We start from the raw sequence: 15,232 nt of genomic DNA, 5'->3' as shown, positions 1-15,232 counted from the left end.
CGATGGCCGCGAAGACGTACTTCGGCTGGAAGTGGATGTCCGCGATCACCGGGATCTGCGACTTGCGCGCGATCGCCGGCAGGGCGTCCGCGTCGTCCTGCGAGGGGCAGGCGACCCGGACGATGTCGCAGCCGGAGGCGGTGAGTTCCGCGATCTGCTGCAACGTCGCGTTGACGTCCGCCGTGAAGGTGGTCGTCATCGACTGGACGGAGACTCCGAACTCGCTGCCGACACCGACCTTGCCCACCATCAACTGCCTGGTCCGCCGACGAGGCGCCAGCACCGGAGGCGGCAAGGCAGGTGTCCCGAGGTGAACAACCATGATGTCCTCCTCTTACAGCGAGTTTCCTGCCGGACACATGCGTAGAACAGGCACGCCATTCATGGTGGAGCCCCAGGCGATGCGGTGTCGTGCCCTCTCGGCCGGACTTGTGGACAGACGGTGACAACGACGGCATCCCAAGTCACGATGGGCGGCTAGGCTGGCCTGGCGTCTGCAGCGGACTACCCAACACCGAGGTTGTAGTCGGTGCGCAGTGAGCCGACACTGTCCTCGTGCCGCTGCGGTTCGAAAGCTGGCGAGACATGCGGCCTGGTTCGCCGAGGCTTTGCGCTGCATCGAGATACCAAAACTGACTCGACCGAGCAGGCAACTCTGGAACGAAGATCTTGACAGGCAGCCGCCGTGCGAACCTCCCTCGCTCGGAACATGGAAGTCAGAGCGGAACATCCCCACCGCTCGCCGGCGGCAACGTCGACACGACGCGAGAGGAAGTAGGTCAGCACAGTTGACCTACAGCTGGTAAACCAACACGGCGGAGCCCTGTCAGCTCACAACAGACCCGACTGATGGAGCGCCATTCCCCAGCGCGAACAGACCACGGGTTCTGGTGACTGCCGTCAGTACGAGCCTGAGCACCTTGTACCCGTCGGCACGCTTCTTCTCGAAGGAGGCGACGAAGCCCGCGAAAACAGATCAGCAGCGGGAACACGACGGCGTGATCGCCGATCAACAGGACTACATTGACTGGGACACCGGTAAAATCTGACACCAGCGGCAAACGTGTGACTACTTCAAAATCTGCGCATCAAGTCGTTCCTGCACGTCGAGGTCATGTGTCGCTGGAAGAAGCCTCAACGAGCGAACACCGTCCTGTTCGACGAGATGCTCACTTCGATCTCCGCCCATCCGGCGACGAAGTCCCAGGTCGACTTCGACATCGGCGTGGCCGCGGCCTCCCCCAGCGCCACCAGGTTCGCCGTGAGCAGCGCGGACCAGTGCGGCACCGCTGGCATGCAGTTAGCGTTCGTACGACGGGTAGTCGTCGACGCGGCTTCCTGCTGTTGCCCAAGGGGCTCAACCGCCCGCGCCTCTAGCACCAGGCCCGTCATCGCACCTGGGCCGCTGTCGGAAAAGCTCGAGGCACTCAACCGTCAGAACACCGCCCGCCACGGACGGCCTGGTGAGCGCTCGCGACACAACGCCGTCGAGCAGGGCCGTGAGCGAAACATCGAACCGCAACCATCCGTATTTCGAAAGCCGGGCCGCTGGCATGCCGTACGCGATTCCGGCCACCCGCGAGAACACAGCCGCCGCAGCGCACATCGGGCACGGCTCCGCCGTGGTGACCACAACGGACCGAGTCAACGCCACTTCGGACCTCGCGGCCTCTCGAAGGAGGTTCATCTCAGCGTGAGCTGTGGCGTCACCGAGATGAACTGTGTTTCCACTCCGGTGCGTCACCTGGCCGCTGTCGACATCGAGAAGCACCGCACCGAAGGGGGTGTCCGTGGCATACGCCTGCGCTATCGCTTCGCGCATGGCCGCTTCCACCACTGTGGCACAAAGACCGCAGACCGCCAGGGCGGCATCGCTCGTCCGCACGTCTGATTTCCTCCTGCTCGCGGTCGTCGGCTCGTGGCGGTCAGGGCGCGCGCAACGTACTCCTGACCCACGAAGAGGGTCAGGCATCAGGAAGCGTGCCATCGAAGCGGTTTCACCCTGCGGAACACGGACCTTAGACGGAGGTTCGACGCACAGACTGACCACGCATGAAGAGCACCATGTTCACTGAGCCATCACCAGCCCGCCGCCAGGACCTCTTGAACCGCGACGGTCTTCAGTGGCACCACCACGCATCCGGCCCATGAACGCTGCCAACAGAGGGCACGGTCATCCGTTCCCGGAAATCGGTCGGACGTCCATGACAGAACAACGGCCCCACCAAAGCACGTCCGACCGATTTCCCCACCTCGTACCCGCGGCGTTTCGCAAGCTGCGGAAGATACGAGACAGCTATCTCGACATGGACCTCTTCACCGCGCTCCGCCAGCGCGTGGGGAGGTTCCCGACGGTGAAGCCGTGATCGACACCGACGGCACGCTCCGGTAAGCCGCGTTGCACAAGAGCGCGCTGTGGCGCGCGGCCGGCATGCGCGCCCTGGACGTATGGCCCGGCGAAGTGGTCGCGCACCAGCTGGATAACTCGCGGTGGTGTGTGGTCGTCGACCTCGCCGTAGCAGCTATCGGCCACAGTCTTCTGCGGAAACCACCCGCACGCGGCGTCGAATCGTGCAGAACATCGGGCGAACACCAGTGAGCCTCGCTGCCAGCTGGGCGGAGTCGCGGCTGAGTTCACCAACGGTCACGTACCCGCGTATGCCCAGCATTTGCGAACCCATCTGCTTGCCGGACGCGCCCTTGCGGCTCACGGAGAGCATCGCCGCTCGCCGTGGCCTTTGCCGTTCAGCCGGCAGGTTGCCGGTAAAGCCGACGCTGGAAGGTGTCCTGTTCTTCGGTCCTGTGTCGGCGACTGATCCGCAGCAGCTCGAAGTTGACGTTTCGCGCACTGGGACGGCTACTACGCGATGGTTCGGAACGTGCTTCGTTCGGTGGACCGACGTGCTCCGCAGCCGGACGCGTCATCCACCGAGGGGAGCGACCATGCCGATTGATCGATGTGGACCACCATCAGCCGGAACCGCGCACAAGGTTTCCGCGTTGCTCGTCGACATCGACGGTGTCGTCCGGACGTGGAGCCACACCGGCGCCCGGCTCGGAGAGGAACGAGCTCGGCTTCCGGCAGGAACCCTCATCAGACTGGCGTATCGCACGGCCGAGCGCGAGCTGGCACACCTGGGTGTCATCACGCACGACGAGTGGATCGAGAGCATCCGCGAACGCCTGAAGTCCGAGTACGGGGCCGAAAGCGTGGTGGCTGTGGACAGTTGGGCTGAGGACCGCGGCACCATCGACCACGCCGTGGTCGACCTGCTCCGCCGGGCGCGGACGGTCGTGCCGGTTGCGGCGCTGACCAACAACACCACCGCGGTCCTTGACGATCTCGCCCTTGACGGCGTCTTGTCGCTGTTCGATTTCGTGTTGTGCTCAGCGGAGATCCATGTGGCGAAGCCGTCGCCGCTCGCCTACACGAAAGCGGCAGAGAAGCTGGGCATTCCGCCGCGGAACGTGTTCTTCGTTGACGATCTTGCTTCGAACGTGCAGGGTGCCGCATTCGCAGGCATGCACGCCGTGGTGTTCAGCGGCTCCAACGAGCTGGTCGCACAGCTGCGCACCGCCGGAATTCGTCTACCGGCACAGGAAGACCCTCCTGTCCGGGCCACGTCCTCATGACTGCCGGAGAGCAGGCCACCACAAACTGCCAGGTCGATGCAGGAACGGCAGTTCGCTGCAACGGGTGTCCAGCACGATCTGCAGAACACATCAGCGTGGTGTTGGCCGGCACATGCACGCGGGGTGCGGCACCTCGAGCAACGCGATGCCGACCACGTCGAGACGTTTCCTTGCGAGTGCTGGGTAGCGGCGCGCCGGGATGGCCGGGCACAACGACCGTGTTCGCGGTCTCGCTGATCATCTCGTCTCCGCGGTGACATCGACACGACTGAAGTGCGCACTGGCCTGCTTGGATTGCTCGTCCAGAGTGACGTGCCGGGTACGTGAAGTGAAGGTCCACCCGTGGCCGTCCGGGTCAGTCACCCGCGCGTAACGCTCTCCCCAGTACCCCTCGGAAGGACCGGAGTCCGCGGCAGCTCCGGCCGCCACCGCACGGGCGAAGCTGAGATCTACGTCGTCTGTACGCAACGCGAAGGTAGTCGTCGTGCCGCCCAACCCTCGTGGTGAGCGCCCCCGCGCGCCTGGCAGTTCATCATGCAGGTACAGGACCGTCTTTCCGATCCGCACCTCGGCGTGTGTCGTCGTTCCGTCTGACAGGGACACCACCTCCATGATCTCCGCGCCGAAGGCCGCTTCGTAGAAAGCGAGTGAGCGTTGCGCATTCGAAACGGTCAGATACGCCGTTACGTCCTGATGTGCAACCGACTGTGCGTCGCCTGACATGTCACCATCTCCTCTCCTCGGCAGCCAGTGTCAGACAGCGCGTGCGGCCTGAAGTGGGTTGTTCCACACAGCGAAACCATGCCTTCGATCCTTTTGCTGCGTGAGATCGGTGCAACGGTCCGGAACCGGCCCGGCGTCTGACGTTCGTTCCGCGCAACGGAACAAACGCCGTGTGACGATCCGCAGGTGGCAAGACTGGTGTGCACCGGCGGAGAGAGGTGCCCAATGTCGGACGGACTCACGACAACAGTTGCTCTGGACGTGGCGCAGGTCCGGAAGGACTTCCGGATTCTCGGCAGGACGGTGAACGGCAACCAACTAGCCTACCTCGACTCCGGTGCCACATCGCAGCAACCGCGTCAGGTGCTCGATGCAGTCCGGCAGTTCGCTGAGCACAGCAACGCGGCAGTTCACCGCGGTGCGCACACCCTGGCAGTGGAGGCCACCGACGCGTACGAATCAGCGCGTGCCCAGATCGCCGCGTTCATCATGGGCAAGCCCGAGGAGGTCGTGTTCACGAAGAACGCCACTGAGGCGATCAATCTCGTCGCGTACAGCATGAGCAACGCCATCACGAGCGGTGCGGAGGCCGGCCGATTCGCGGTGGGACCAGGAGACGAGATCGTGGTCACGGAAATGGAGCACCACGCCAACCTCATCCCGTGGCAGCTGCTCTGCCAACGCACTGGTGCGACACTGCGTTGGATCGGCATCACCGATGAAGGCCGCCTCGCCATTGAAGAGCTGGGCGCCGTCGTCACCGATCGAACCAAGCTGGTTGCAGTCACGCATCAGTCCAATGTGCTCGGCACGGTGAACGACGTGGCAACGATCGCACGCCGGGCACGTCAGGTGGGAGCTCTTCTGCTGGTGGACGGTGCACAGTCCGTTCCGCACCAACCGGTGGACGTCCGGATGCTCAATGCCGACTTCGTGGTCTTCTCCGGGCACAAGATGCTCGGGCCGGCCGGCATCGGTGTGCTGTGGGCCCGGCAGGGCCTGCTCGACGCGATGCCACCGTTCCTGGCCGGTGGCTCGATGATCGAGAGCGTGTCCATGTCAAGCTCGTCGTTCCGGTCACCGCCACACCGGTTCGAGGCGGGCGTACCGATGACCGCACAGGCGGTCGGCCTTGCCGCCGCGGTCGGTTATCTTTCGGAAATCGGGATGGCGAACGTGGCGGCGCACGAGAGCGAGCTCACCGCTGTCGCCCTCACCGGTCTTTCGGCGATCGGCGGTGTGAGGATCATCGGGCCGAGGACGACCGATGAGCGTGGAGGATGCGTCTCGTTCACGGTCGACGGGGTGCACGCTCATGACGTCGGGCAGGTACTGGATTCTCTCGGCGTCGCGGTCCGCGTGGGCAACCACTGCGCACGGCCCGCCTGTCAGCGGTTCGGCGTCACTGCGGCCACCAGGGCGAGCTTCTACTTGTACAACGACAGCGATGAGGTGGAACGCATGGTGGACGGTGTCAGGCGTGCCCAGCAACTGTTCGGCGCGGGAGGCAGGCGATGACCGATATCGATCCAATCATCACCAGCTCGGAGCACACGGGATTGCTCCACCATGCCGATCGGCACAAGTGGAACGAAAAACATCGGGCGGCAGCCCCTTCCTACGAACCCCATCCACTCGTCGGACAGAGCATCACCGCAGGGCTCGACAGTGGTCCAGTTCTCGAACTGGCTTGCGGGATTTCGGGCAGCGCCCTGTACCTAGCCGGACTCGGCTTCGACGTCACGGTGGTCGATGTGTCGGACATCGCGCTGCTGCGCCTCATGGCCGAGGCGCGACGCCGAGGGATCGAGCAACGGATCACCCCCGTGTTCGAGGATCTCACCACCTTCACTCCGCCCGTCGACGCCTTCTCGCTGGTTCTCTGCACCTGCTACTGGAACTCAGACCTGTTCGCGCGCGCGTGCGCAGCCGTAGCGGTCGGAGACGGACTTTTGGCATGGGAGGCCGTATCCGATGCAGAACATGGGTTTCGGCGGTCATGGTGCGTAGGTCCCGGGGAACCCGCTGCGCTTCTGCCCAACGGGTACGTCGTGGTGCAGGAAGAAGATGTGCCCAGCGGCAAACATGACTCACGTCGGGTGCTCGCGCGTCGCGAAGTCGGTTGATCAAGGAGCGCGGGTGCGTGCCGACGGCGCGGCCAGCCGCACGGCCTGGTCCAGCGAGCAGGCCGTGTCCGCGCCACACTCGGCAAGCCCTGCCCAGTCGACGGGATCAACGAACGATGCCGTAGCACAGATGATCTTGACTACCGAATCCTTGGCGCCATGCTTCAACACGCTGCGTCGTCGACCGGGCTCAGCTCCTCGTACGCCGCCGTCCACCCGAAACCGGCGACCGTCAAGGTCGCGGCATGGGCAGCGGCGCGCAGCTCTTGGATCACACAGTCGGGCTTGAAGCGCCGTGCCGGACCAGCGACCGTGATCGCCGCCACGATCTGCCTGCCGGGCCCGAAGACAGGTGCTGCGACGGCTGCCACTCCGGCGGTCAGCTCCTCCTGTTCGAAGGCCAGTCCGTACCGCCTCACGCACGCGAGTTCAGCGGCCAGCTCAGAACGGCTGGTGATCGTCTGGCTGGTGACAGGTCTCAGTTCACCGTCGTTCGTGTAACCGGCGAAGGCGAGCAAGATCTTGCCTGCGGCACATGCATGCGCGGGCAGCACCGATTCCGGGCAGGCGTTGAGCAGCGCTTGCCTGCTGCTGTGCAACCGCTCGAGGACGCGGACACAACCACGATCGAGTACTGCCAGGTGCACGGCCTCCCGCACGCCCGTGTAGAGGTCGAGCAGGCACGGGAGGAGCCGTCGCCGCAATGCGTCGACATCGTGACGGACGCTCAACCGGGCCAGATGAGCATAACGACTTCCGGGCTCGTAATATGCGCCTTGACGATGAACGAAACCGGCCGCCACGAGGATGCTGACAATTCGATGAGCAGTCGATTTGGGCAGCCCTGACCTCCGCGCCAGTTCTGACAAGTTGACCACACATCTATCCTCGTCGAACACGTTCAACACGGCGAGCGCCTTCTCGACAGCACCTAATGCCGAATCTGCGGCACGTATCACATCGATCTCCAGCGGTCGACTCAACTGAACCAATACTGGCAGAGCGTCAGGGTCGCATTCCGATCCATTCGTGTCCGTCCGGAGAGAACTCTTTCTTCCAGATAGGTGTTTCTTGCTTCAACAAGTCGATGCAGGTGCGGGCGGCTTCAAAAGCCTCCGCGCGATGGGGTGCTGAGGCTGCGATGATGACGGCGGCTTCACCGATCTGAAGGCTACCGGTCCGGTGGGCGATCCCGACGCGCACGCCGTCGGCGATCGCCTCACATCGTTTGATGATCTCCAGAAAGGTCCTGATGACCATGCTCGGATATGCCTCGTATTCGAGCTCCGTGACCGACCGCCCATCGTTCGTGTCGCGCACGAGTCCAAGGAAGACGACTACGCCACCCTGACCTGGTCCGGCGACCGCAGCCAGAGCCTCGTTGAGGTCCAGTGGCTGTTCGGTCAGCCTGCAGTACGGATCCGACCCGCCGGCGACAGGAGGGATCATCGCCACCACATCACCGTCTGACAGGCGCTGTGAGGGTGAGGCCATCTCCTCGTTGACGGCAATTTTGACGATGTGACGGACAGCGTCAAGGCCGGCGTACTTTCCGCACAGCTGATCCATGAAGTCACCGACAGTCGTTCCGTTTGTTGCGCCGACTGTTTCTTGACGGGTTCCGGTGAACTTCTCCCGCAGTGCACCGAAGTACAGAACCTGGATCTCGATGTCGTCCACGACGTCTCCTGTCATCACTGGGTGATGCCGCAACACGGGCAAGTTTCGGACTCGGGAAGGCGGACGAAGTGACCGCTGCGTCCCCCGGTCTTCTCCTCGAGCTGAATCGCCGTGATGACCATCGATCGGTCGACTGCCTTGCACATGTCGTACACGGTCAACGCGGCAGCGGCGACGGCGGTCAGAGCTTCCATCTCAATACCGGTACGGCCGGTAACCGTCGCTGTTGCGCTGATCGCCAGCCGACCTGGAGCGGCAACGTGGAAGTGAACATTGACAGCGTCGAGCCCAAGCGGATGGCACATCGGAATTATTTCACCCGTCTTCTTGGCCGCCATGATTCCGGCGACCCGTGCGACCGCAAGCACATCACCTTTGGCCGCGCGACCGGATGTGATGAGCTCAAGCGTTTCCTGCTTCATGATGACGGCTCCGGACGCCGTCGCGGTCCGCAAAGTCACCGGTTTCGCGGAAACATCCACCATGCGTGCGGCGCCGGTCGCGTCCAGGTGTGTCAGACCACCGTTTGCAACCTCTGATGCTTTGTTTTCATTCGACATGGACGGCTCCGGTGGCCGTCTGGAACAGCTGCTCCAGGCGGTCAGCGAGTGCTGCGTCGCGCACAGTTATGCAGTCCATCTTGTGCGTCCAGAGATCCACCCGGACCAACCGCTTGTTCTCGATCGCAATGTTTGGGTGGTGGTGCGCTTCTTCAGCGAGTTCCGCGATCTGGTTGACGAACTGGACGGAGTCCGGGAACCGTTCGAACCGGAACACCCGCCGTAGTCTCTCCTCGTCCAGCTGCCACAGCGGGTAGTGCTGAAGCAGGGCTGTGATCTCCTGCTTGCTCAACGCGGTGGCCGTGCCACAACAAGCGGAATGGTCCACACCGACAGTCATTCGCCGCTCCGGGGCTCATCCAGGCCGGTACCTTGATCTCCGGCACCCCCGAACCGGCCGTTACGGGAGTTACAGATCATCATCGGGGTACAAGGGGCTCGGGCAGCTAGGGATTCTCCCTAATAAAGCTCGTCCGGGCGGTAAAAGGCCTCGATTGGACACCATGAGCTCACCGTTTGGGCAAGATCGCTGACCTTTGGGGCACAACCTGCTTCATGCTGTTGGCAACGCCTTGAGGCGCTGGTGAGCAGTTGCTGTTCAGTTCGCAGGATCGATAAACGCAGGCCGGAGTTGCTGTTCCACTCGTTGGAACGCTCGGCCGTTCGTTCCCTGACAGTTGTCATCGTGTGGACGAAGTATCGAAGGATGAGCATTGCCACCATGCGTGCAATGCCGTCCTTCCGACCCGTCGATGGCGTGGCGTTGATCGTGCTGGACCAACCGCAGGTGGAGAGCACCCGCGCCAGCTCGTCAGTCGGTCTCGGGACTCTTCGTGGCGGGCGGGATGGTTCAACAACCGGCAGATTCCACACACCCCCCGGCTGCCGGAGCGGCGAAGGAGGATTCCATGACCAGGGATTCAATGCTCGTCCGGGAGCGAGCTGGCCACCGCGAGCGGCGGACCGCGGACGCCCGGTGCCGGAACCAGGTTCTCAGGTGCTCGCTGAGCTTGTCCTTCCCTTCCAGCACGCGTTTGACCCTCAGTTCTGTTCTGGCTGGGTTAAACGCCGCCGGCGCTCGTTGTGCACTGACGCATGGAGTCGTGTCGTGATAAGCGTGGCAGACCTCACGAAGACGATCTCGACCAACGCTGGGCCCGTGCGAGTGCTCGACGGCGTCAACCTCGAGGTGGGTGTCGGGACCGTGGTCGGTGTCGTCGGCCCCAAGGACGGAGGCAAGTTGGCGCTCGCGCGGTGCATCGCGCTGCTGGAGCGTCCGGACAGCGGCGCGATCTACCTCGATGGCACTGATCTGGTTCCACTACGTGGCACCGCCTTGCTCACAGCCCGTCGACGGATCGGCGTTGTACCCAAGAGAGAGTCTCTGCTCCGACACCGTTCCGTTGCGGGCAATGTGGCCTTCCTGCTGGAGCACCCGGAGATGCCACGACGGCAACTGCACTCGCGCGTGACGGCGTTGCTCGACCTCGTCGAGTTGAGTGACAAGGCCGACTGGCGCATCGACAAACTTTCCGCAGCCGAACTGCAGGCTGTCGCGTTGGCGCGCGCTGGCGCCGGGTCCGTCTGTGCTGCTGATCGACGAGCCGACTTCCGCACTGAGCGCGGAGTGCGCCGCCTCCGTGATGACCACGTTGGACCGGGTACGTGCCGAACACGGCGTGACCGTCGTGGTCGTCACGCAAGACGCGTCGGTTGTTCGCTCGATCTGTGACGACGTGGCACTGTTGGAGAGTGGCAAGGTGGTGGAGCACGGCAAGGTGCTCGACCTTGCCATAGATCCTGACAGTCGCATCGCTTCGTCCCTGTTGCCCACTGTGCGCAGGACGACTGCCGCTGACGGCGCGTTCGATCGTGTGGCCGAGGTGCTGCTGGTGGGGTTCGCGGCAGTGGGTTCGTTGCTGCCTGAGGTCGGCACTCGGTTTGGAGTGAGAGCTGAGGTGATCAGTGGTGGCTTCACCCGGCTCGGAGACACGCCGGTGGCGCGGTCCCTCATCGGTTTCACCGGCGATCGCATCGACGCTGCTCTCGAATGGTTGCGTCGGGCCGGTGTGCCGATCCGCGTCGCCCCCTCGGTATCACAGAAGGTGCTCGTGGCATGAATCCGCCGCAGTTGCGTGCTGCCGCACAGGACACCCGCTGAGCGTCGGATGACGCCTACAGACCGGCGGTCAGCAAGAGCCGATGTACGACGTAAGGCAGTAGCAATGCTTTTCTAAATCCGTTTGCCTCGAGCCACACCCGGCTGCACACCAGTGATTTTCGACAAACGACTGTAGCTCCACAATAGCGCGCAGCTGCGCCGAAGTCACCTCAGATCACGTTCTTGCGTTTGCGCCTCCCGCTTGGACTGGCTCGTGTTCCGCCTGACGGGATGGTGGCGCTGTCGTTGACCGTTGAGCGTCAGGGTAAGTGGCGTGGCAGGCCTCTGACGACGGTCGCCCGTGACGTACGGCCACAGAGCCGTGAGGATTGGAAGGTGCGGTCCGATGCAGCCTGCGAGCAAGGGATCCGGAAACGGAGCAGTCACCGCCGGCGACGTGCGCGACGCCTACTCTAGGCCGCTGCGCAACCTTCGCATCTCGGTGACCGACAAATGCAACCTCCGATGTCAGTACTGCATGCCGGAGGAGGAATACACGTGGCTTCCCCGGCAAGACCTGCTGACGTTCGAGGAGATAAGCAGGCTGGCCGACGTGTTCATGGCGCTTGGCGTTGACAAACTGCGGATCACGGGCGGTGAACCGCTGTTGCGCCGTGAACTACCGGAGCTGATCCGCTTGCTCTCCGCCAAACAGCGGCTGCGCGATCTGGCAATCACCACCAATGGCGTGAAGCTGGTCGATCACGTGGAATCGCTGCGCGATGCCGGAATGCGTCGCTTCACGATCAGTTTGGACACGTTGCGCCCCGACCGCTTCGAGAAGCTCTCTCGCCGCACAACACATTCCGCAGTGATCGAAGGCATTCGGTCGGTGCCGGCCGCTGGGCTCACCGATACGAAGCTCGACACCGTCGTCATGAAGGGGATCAACCACGACGAGCTCGTCGACCTGATCGAGTTCGGGAAGACCGTCCCAGCCGAAGTGAGGTTCATCGAGTACATGGACGTTGGCGGAGCGACGGGATGGAACAAGAACCTCGTCTACTCCCGGCGTGAGATGCTGGGCGATCTGCAAGCGCACTACGGCCAGGTCGATGAAATCAGGGAGAACGAGTGGGCACCGGCCGACAGGTTTGCTCTGCCGGACGGCACGACGTTCGGCATCATCTCGTCGACTACCCAGCCGTTCTGCTCGACCTGTGACCGCAGCCGGCTCACGGCTGACGGCCAGTTGCTGACGTGCCTCTACGCGATCACGGGTACCGACCTGAGGACGCCGATGAGGGATGGGGCCAGCCACGAGGAGTTGTGCGCGCTGGTAGGTGGGCTCTGGTCTGGCAGACGCGATCGCGGTGCGGTCGACAGGTTGACGAAGAAGGACGAGCGATCTGTGTTCGTCGCTGTCGGTGAGCTGAAGAAGAACCCTCATCTGGAGATGCACACAAGAGGCGGCTGATTGAAGGTCGCCGCTCACGCACGCGTCCAGCGGAGTTGCCGCACTGGGTGAGTACGAGAACGGCCGGTCGCACGTGATCACAAGACTGCCATCGGACTGGAGGAATGATGATCGAGCGAGCAGGCGGAGCTCGATTTCCGGGGACACATGGGGGAGACAGCGACGCCGTGTCCCGCGCCAGAAGGATCTCGGTCGAGGTGTCCCACTCTCTGCAGCGAACCACGACGCGTCCTTCGGTCAGGCGGGACATCGGCGGCGTTGAGGCCAGCCTCTGCATCGACCGCGGCGTAGGCCCCAACAACTACTTCAGCGGCGGGACCGGTGATCACTGATGAGGCACGCGGAAGCGACGTATGACAACATCGTTGTCGGCGCTGGCTCGGCCGGCGCGCCGCTGGTTCGCAGGTTGGTGAACGCGGGACGGCGGGTGTTGTTGATCGAGGCGGGCGAACCGGTCACCCGAAGCGGGTTCGACAAGATCGAGCTCTCCCTGCGATCGTTGTGGCGTACTGAGGTGGATTGGGGCTATGACACCGAACCTCAGCAACACGCCGATGGCCAGCGACTGCATTGGCCCAGAGGCAAGACCCTCGGCGGAAGCAGCGCCATCTGCGGCCTGGTCTACACCCGCGGGCTCGCCAGCGACTACGACGGCTGGGCGGCGGCAGGATGTGACGGCTGGGACTACGCCTCCGTGGTCCGCTCGTTCGTCGCTTCGGAGGACTTCAGCGGGCCGAGATCGGCACACAGAGGTGTGGGTGGCTTGCTGCCGGTGTCGACCAACCAGAGCTCGAGCCCGGTGAGTCGTGCGTTCATCGCAGCGGCGAAAGAATGGGGCGTGCCAGAGATCGACGACTACAACACAGCTGAACCGCTTGGTGCGAGCATGTGTCAGCACACCGTCCGCGACGGTCGGCGCATGCACGCGTGGGAGGTCTTCGGCAAGGATGTCGAGAGTGAACCGGGACTCACCATCCACACTGGAGCGTTCGTCACGAAGCTTCTCTTTGCCGGCGAAAAGTGCATCGGAGTGTCCTACCAGGTCGGCGGTCAGGAGCGACGGGCCTACGCGGACGATGACATCGTGCTCAGCGCCGGTGTGGTCGGCTCGCCGCGGATCCTGCTCGCGTCAGGGATCGGCCCTGCCGACGACCTGAGCTCCCTCGGGATCGACGTGCGGGTGGATCTTCCCTCAGTGGGGGCGAATCTGCACGATCACGTCAGGTGCTCCGTGGTGTGGAGCGCGAAGAAGCCTGTACAAGCGGTGCCGGGTCTTGTCGCGGAGGCTCATGTTTTCTGGCGCAGCAAACCAGCTCTTGCTGCGCCGGACCTTCTTCCGCTCCTCCTCACCATCCCCGTACCAGTTGACGGATACCCGTTGGTGAACCAGGGATTTAGCTGCTCTCCGATCGTCGTAGGAGTGCACAGCCGGGGACGCCTTCGGCTGCGTAGTGCCGACCCCGCCGTCCCTCCCGCCATCGACCCGGCGATCTTCTCGGACACCCGTGACCTCGACGCAATGGTCGCCTGTCTCGAGATGGTGCGAGAAATCGGTGCCCAGCAAGCGTTCGACGAGTGGCGAGCGGAGGAAATCGCCCCTGGACGCGGTGTCCGCGATCGCTCACAGCTGCGCGCCTATGCCAAACGCGTCGCCGACACTCCTCACCACCCCGCAGGGACCTGTCGGATGGGGAACGACCCCGACGCCGTGGTGGACCCACAGCTGCGCGTACAAGGCGTGGGAGGTTTACGCGTCGCCGACGTGTCCATCATGCCGTCTGTGACGAGTGGTAACACCAATGCTCCGGCAATCATGATTGGGGAGCGGGCGGCCGAATTCCTTCTCAACAGTGATCTGCGCCAACGCCGCTGAACGCGAGTCCCAGCAGTGCCGGCTGCTCAACCGATGCTGTCACGGCCCGAACACCTCAGCGCATCGTTCGCCTACGAACGCGTGGTCTCCGCACTCGGCTTCCTCGCCGACGCCGACCGCTACGCCGAGAACAACAACCCAGAGGACGGCGAAAAGTTGCTGGCGTCCGCCGCGGACTTCGCCGCACAGGCAGTGACGGCCTACGGGACCGCCCGGCCTCGCCTGCAGTGACATTCGCACGCTGCCTGGTGCACTACGAGCTCCACTTCCGGTCGGTGTCCCAACGTCATCTGCATCTACGGACTCCGGATGCTGTCCGGCCGTACAGCCCGTCGAAGCCTAAGCCGGCCGCAAGCAGGCATGGTCGCGGTGAGCACCAGCACGACGTAGCCCGCACGCCTCTCCTGTCAGCGCGCCATGCCGCCCGCCCCGCAGACGGCGGCATGGCCACTCCGCTACGTCACCAGGCCACCTTCGGCGCTGGGCCGTCGCCTGACAGCTCTTCACCCCAGCGCAGCGATCAGCATCCGCTGAGCCCTCCGCCGAAACGCAAGGTGAGCCTCTATCAGTTGACCGGCCGTGGCGATCTCGGCGAGCGCGTGGCGCTGAAAGCCCGCGAGGAGGACCACGAGTTCAACATCGACGGGGGTGTGCGGGTCGACGACCGACCGGCTTGCTGGTGCACGGCTGGTCCCAGCCGGAGGAGATCGGCTGGAACTCAGTGGTCCGGACGCTCATCCGAGTTGATCCCGCCTACGAGCGCAGGGGCGGCGGCCGCGATGGCCGTCGACATCGACGAGGTGATCTACGTGGTCACCTTCAACGTTCGTTCAGGCGCTGAGGTTCAGCCGATCGTGTCGACGGTCTTTCACTGAACTGTTGTTCGAGCGGGACCAGAGGCCGTTATACCAACGTCCGCAGGCGGCGCTTCAGATACCGCTTCGCCGGAGAACACAGACGACCGTCCCTTCGGCTGCCTCTGTGCCGCCACCTAGGTGGCTGGTGTCGAACAGGGCTCTGACGGGTGTTGACCTGGTCAATGCCGGCTGACCTGCTCTG

19 protein-coding genes and 1 pseudogene are annotated in these 15,232 nt (G+C 63.8%); 11 read left to right on the top strand and 9 right to left on the bottom strand.

Annotated elements, in window-relative coordinates:
• A partial coding sequence (locus tag AB0M48_RS12795) for a flavodoxin-dependent (E)-4-hydroxy-3-methylbut-2-enyl-diphosphate synthase (protein ID WP_363839899.1) occupies window positions 1–322 on the bottom strand: 322 nt, incomplete at its 3' end.
• 598 nt (window positions 323–920) lie between these two features.
• Here AB0M48_RS12795 and AB0M48_RS12790 point away from each other — a divergent pair.
• Window positions 921–1,049: a hypothetical protein gene (locus AB0M48_RS12790; RefSeq protein ID WP_363839896.1), complete on the top strand. Its 129-nt coding sequence runs from the start codon at window positions 921–923 to the stop codon at window positions 1,047–1,049.
• An 85-nt stretch (window positions 1,050–1,134) separates the two neighbouring features.
• Here AB0M48_RS12790 and AB0M48_RS12785 read toward each other — a convergent pair whose 3' ends face one another.
• Window positions 1,135–1,296 carry a hypothetical protein gene (locus AB0M48_RS12785; RefSeq protein WP_363839893.1) on the bottom strand — a complete coding sequence of 54 codons (162 nt, stop codon included), beginning with the start codon at window positions 1,294–1,296 and terminating at the stop codon, window positions 1,135–1,137.
• A gap of 61 nt (window positions 1,297–1,357) precedes the next feature.
• On the bottom strand, window positions 1,358–1,771 hold the full coding sequence (locus AB0M48_RS12780) for a nucleoside deaminase (protein WP_363839952.1): 414 nt from the start codon (window positions 1,769–1,771) through the stop codon (window positions 1,358–1,360).
• On the opposite strand from AB0M48_RS12780, the gene AB0M48_RS12775 reads away from it, so the two are divergent.
• Both AB0M48_RS12775 and AB0M48_RS12770 read left to right on the top strand, forming a co-directional pair.
• Window positions 1,694–1,891 carry a hypothetical protein gene (locus AB0M48_RS12775; RefSeq protein WP_363839967.1) on the top strand — a complete coding sequence of 66 codons (198 nt, stop codon included), beginning with the start codon at window positions 1,694–1,696 and terminating at the stop codon, window positions 1,889–1,891. The two genes, AB0M48_RS12780 and AB0M48_RS12775, sit on opposite strands and share 78 nt — an antisense overlap.
• A 1,109-nt stretch (window positions 1,892–3,000) precedes the next feature.
• Entirely contained in the window at window positions 3,001–3,633 is a 633-nt protein-coding gene (locus tag AB0M48_RS12770; RefSeq protein WP_363839890.1) for an HAD-IA family hydrolase, read from the top strand.
• Window positions 3,634–3,870: 237 nt separating this feature from the next.
• On the opposite strand, the gene AB0M48_RS12765 is transcribed toward AB0M48_RS12770, so the two are convergent.
• Window positions 3,871–4,356, bottom strand: a complete 486-nt coding sequence (locus AB0M48_RS12765; protein ID WP_363839887.1) for a VOC family protein — start codon at window positions 4,354–4,356, stop codon at window positions 3,871–3,873.
• Window positions 4,357–4,581: 225 nt separating this feature from the next.
• Here AB0M48_RS12765 and AB0M48_RS12760 point away from each other — a divergent pair, with 225 nt between their 5' ends.
• Entirely contained in the window at window positions 4,582–5,874 is a 1,293-nt protein-coding gene (locus AB0M48_RS12760) for a SufS family cysteine desulfurase (RefSeq protein WP_363839884.1), read from the top strand.
• Window positions 5,871–6,482: a class I SAM-dependent methyltransferase gene (locus AB0M48_RS12755; protein WP_363839881.1), complete on the top strand. Its 612-nt coding sequence runs from the start codon at window positions 5,871–5,873 to the stop codon at window positions 6,480–6,482. Before AB0M48_RS12760 ends, AB0M48_RS12755 begins: the two co-directional genes overlap by 4 nt.
• A 164-nt stretch (window positions 6,483–6,646) precedes the next feature.
• Here the strand turns inward: AB0M48_RS12755 and AB0M48_RS12750 are convergent, their stop codons facing one another.
• From AB0M48_RS12750 to AB0M48_RS12730, 5 genes are all read right to left on the bottom strand, one after another.
• On the bottom strand, window positions 6,647–7,465 hold the full coding sequence (locus AB0M48_RS12750; RefSeq protein WP_363839877.1) for an IclR family transcriptional regulator C-terminal domain-containing protein: 819 nt from the start codon (window positions 7,463–7,465) through the stop codon (window positions 6,647–6,649).
• A gap of 22 nt (window positions 7,466–7,487) precedes the next feature.
• Window positions 7,488–8,162 (bottom strand): molybdenum cofactor biosynthesis protein MoaE, encoded by a 675-nt coding sequence (locus tag AB0M48_RS12745; RefSeq protein ID WP_363839874.1) that lies wholly within the window; start codon window positions 8,160–8,162, stop codon window positions 7,488–7,490.
• 14 nt (window positions 8,163–8,176) lie between these two features.
• Window positions 8,177–8,722 (bottom strand): cyclic pyranopterin monophosphate synthase MoaC, encoded by a 546-nt coding sequence (moaC, locus tag AB0M48_RS12740; RefSeq protein WP_363839871.1) that lies wholly within the window; start codon window positions 8,720–8,722, stop codon window positions 8,177–8,179.
• Complete coding sequence (locus AB0M48_RS12735; protein ID WP_363839868.1) at window positions 8,712–9,014, bottom strand: 4a-hydroxytetrahydrobiopterin dehydratase; 303 nt, start codon at window positions 9,012–9,014, stop codon at window positions 8,712–8,714. Before AB0M48_RS12735 ends, moaC begins: the two co-directional genes overlap by 11 nt.
• Window positions 9,015–9,181: 167 nt before the next feature.
• Window positions 9,182–9,520 carry a hypothetical protein gene (locus AB0M48_RS12730; protein WP_363839964.1) on the bottom strand — a complete coding sequence of 113 codons (339 nt, stop codon included), beginning with the start codon at window positions 9,518–9,520 and terminating at the stop codon, window positions 9,182–9,184.
• Here AB0M48_RS12730 and AB0M48_RS12725 point away from each other — a divergent pair.
• The 6 genes and pseudogenes from AB0M48_RS12725 to AB0M48_RS12700 all read left to right on the top strand — a co-directional run.
• Window positions 9,429–10,232: pseudogene (locus AB0M48_RS12725) on the top strand (ATP-binding cassette domain-containing protein); the annotation flags it as partial. The gene AB0M48_RS12730 and the pseudogene AB0M48_RS12725 overlap by 92 nt on opposite strands.
• A gap of 76 nt (window positions 10,233–10,308) precedes the next feature.
• The gene (locus tag AB0M48_RS12720; protein WP_363839865.1) at window positions 10,309–10,842 is read left to right on the top strand and encodes an NIL domain-containing protein; all 534 of its coding nucleotides are present in this window, start codon (window positions 10,309–10,311) and stop codon (window positions 10,840–10,842) included.
• A 387-nt stretch (window positions 10,843–11,229) separates the two neighbouring features.
• Window positions 11,230–12,300 carry a GTP 3',8-cyclase MoaA gene (moaA, locus tag AB0M48_RS12715; RefSeq protein WP_363839861.1) on the top strand — a complete coding sequence of 357 codons (1,071 nt, stop codon included), beginning with the start codon at window positions 11,230–11,232 and terminating at the stop codon, window positions 12,298–12,300.
• A 331-nt stretch (window positions 12,301–12,631) separates the two neighbouring features.
• Complete coding sequence (locus tag AB0M48_RS12710; protein ID WP_363839858.1) at window positions 12,632–14,173, top strand: GMC family oxidoreductase N-terminal domain-containing protein; 1,542 nt, start codon at window positions 12,632–12,634, stop codon at window positions 14,171–14,173.
• A gap of 33 nt (window positions 14,174–14,206) precedes the next feature.
• Window positions 14,207–14,404: a hypothetical protein gene (locus AB0M48_RS12705; protein ID WP_363839855.1), complete on the top strand. Its 198-nt coding sequence runs from the start codon at window positions 14,207–14,209 to the stop codon at window positions 14,402–14,404.
• Window positions 14,405–14,616: 212 nt separating this feature from the next.
• Window positions 14,617–15,048, top strand: a complete 432-nt coding sequence (locus tag AB0M48_RS12700) for a hypothetical protein (RefSeq protein WP_363839852.1) — start codon at window positions 14,617–14,619, stop codon at window positions 15,046–15,048.
• The last annotated feature ends 184 nt before the right edge of the window (window positions 15,049–15,232 follow it).

It is taken from the genome of Lentzea sp. NPDC051208, assembly GCF_040682435.1.
Classification (GTDB): domain Bacteria; phylum Actinomycetota; class Actinomycetes; order Mycobacteriales; family Pseudonocardiaceae; genus Lentzea; species Lentzea kristufekii.
The sequence above is the reverse complement of the archived record's forward strand: the minus strand, read 5'-3'. Positions and strand labels throughout refer to the sequence as shown.

Coding starts and splice junctions, on each gene's coding strand:
- moaC (WP_363839871.1), bottom strand. CDS start 8,722: ATGTCGAATGAAAACAAAGCATCAGAGGTTGCAAACGGTGGTCTGACA.
- AB0M48_RS12755 (WP_363839881.1), top strand. CDS start 5,871: ATGACCGATATCGATCCAATCATCACCAGCTCGGAGCACACGGGATTG.
- AB0M48_RS12705 (WP_363839855.1), top strand. CDS start 14,207: ATGCTGTCACGGCCCGAACACCTCAGCGCATCGTTCGCCTACGAACGC.
- AB0M48_RS12765 (WP_363839887.1), bottom strand. CDS start 4,356: ATGTCAGGCGACGCACAGTCGGTTGCACATCAGGACGTAACGGCGTAT.
- AB0M48_RS12760 (WP_363839884.1), top strand. CDS start 4,582: ATGTCGGACGGACTCACGACAACAGTTGCTCTGGACGTGGCGCAGGTC.
- AB0M48_RS12700 (WP_363839852.1), top strand. CDS start 14,617: ATGGCCACTCCGCTACGTCACCAGGCCACCTTCGGCGCTGGGCCGTCG.
- AB0M48_RS12785 (WP_363839893.1), bottom strand. CDS start 1,296: ATGCCAGCGGTGCCGCACTGGTCCGCGCTGCTCACGGCGAACCTGGTG.
- AB0M48_RS12710 (WP_363839858.1), top strand. CDS start 12,632: ATGAGGCACGCGGAAGCGACGTATGACAACATCGTTGTCGGCGCTGGC.
- moaA (WP_363839861.1), top strand. CDS start 11,230: ATGCAGCCTGCGAGCAAGGGATCCGGAAACGGAGCAGTCACCGCCGGC.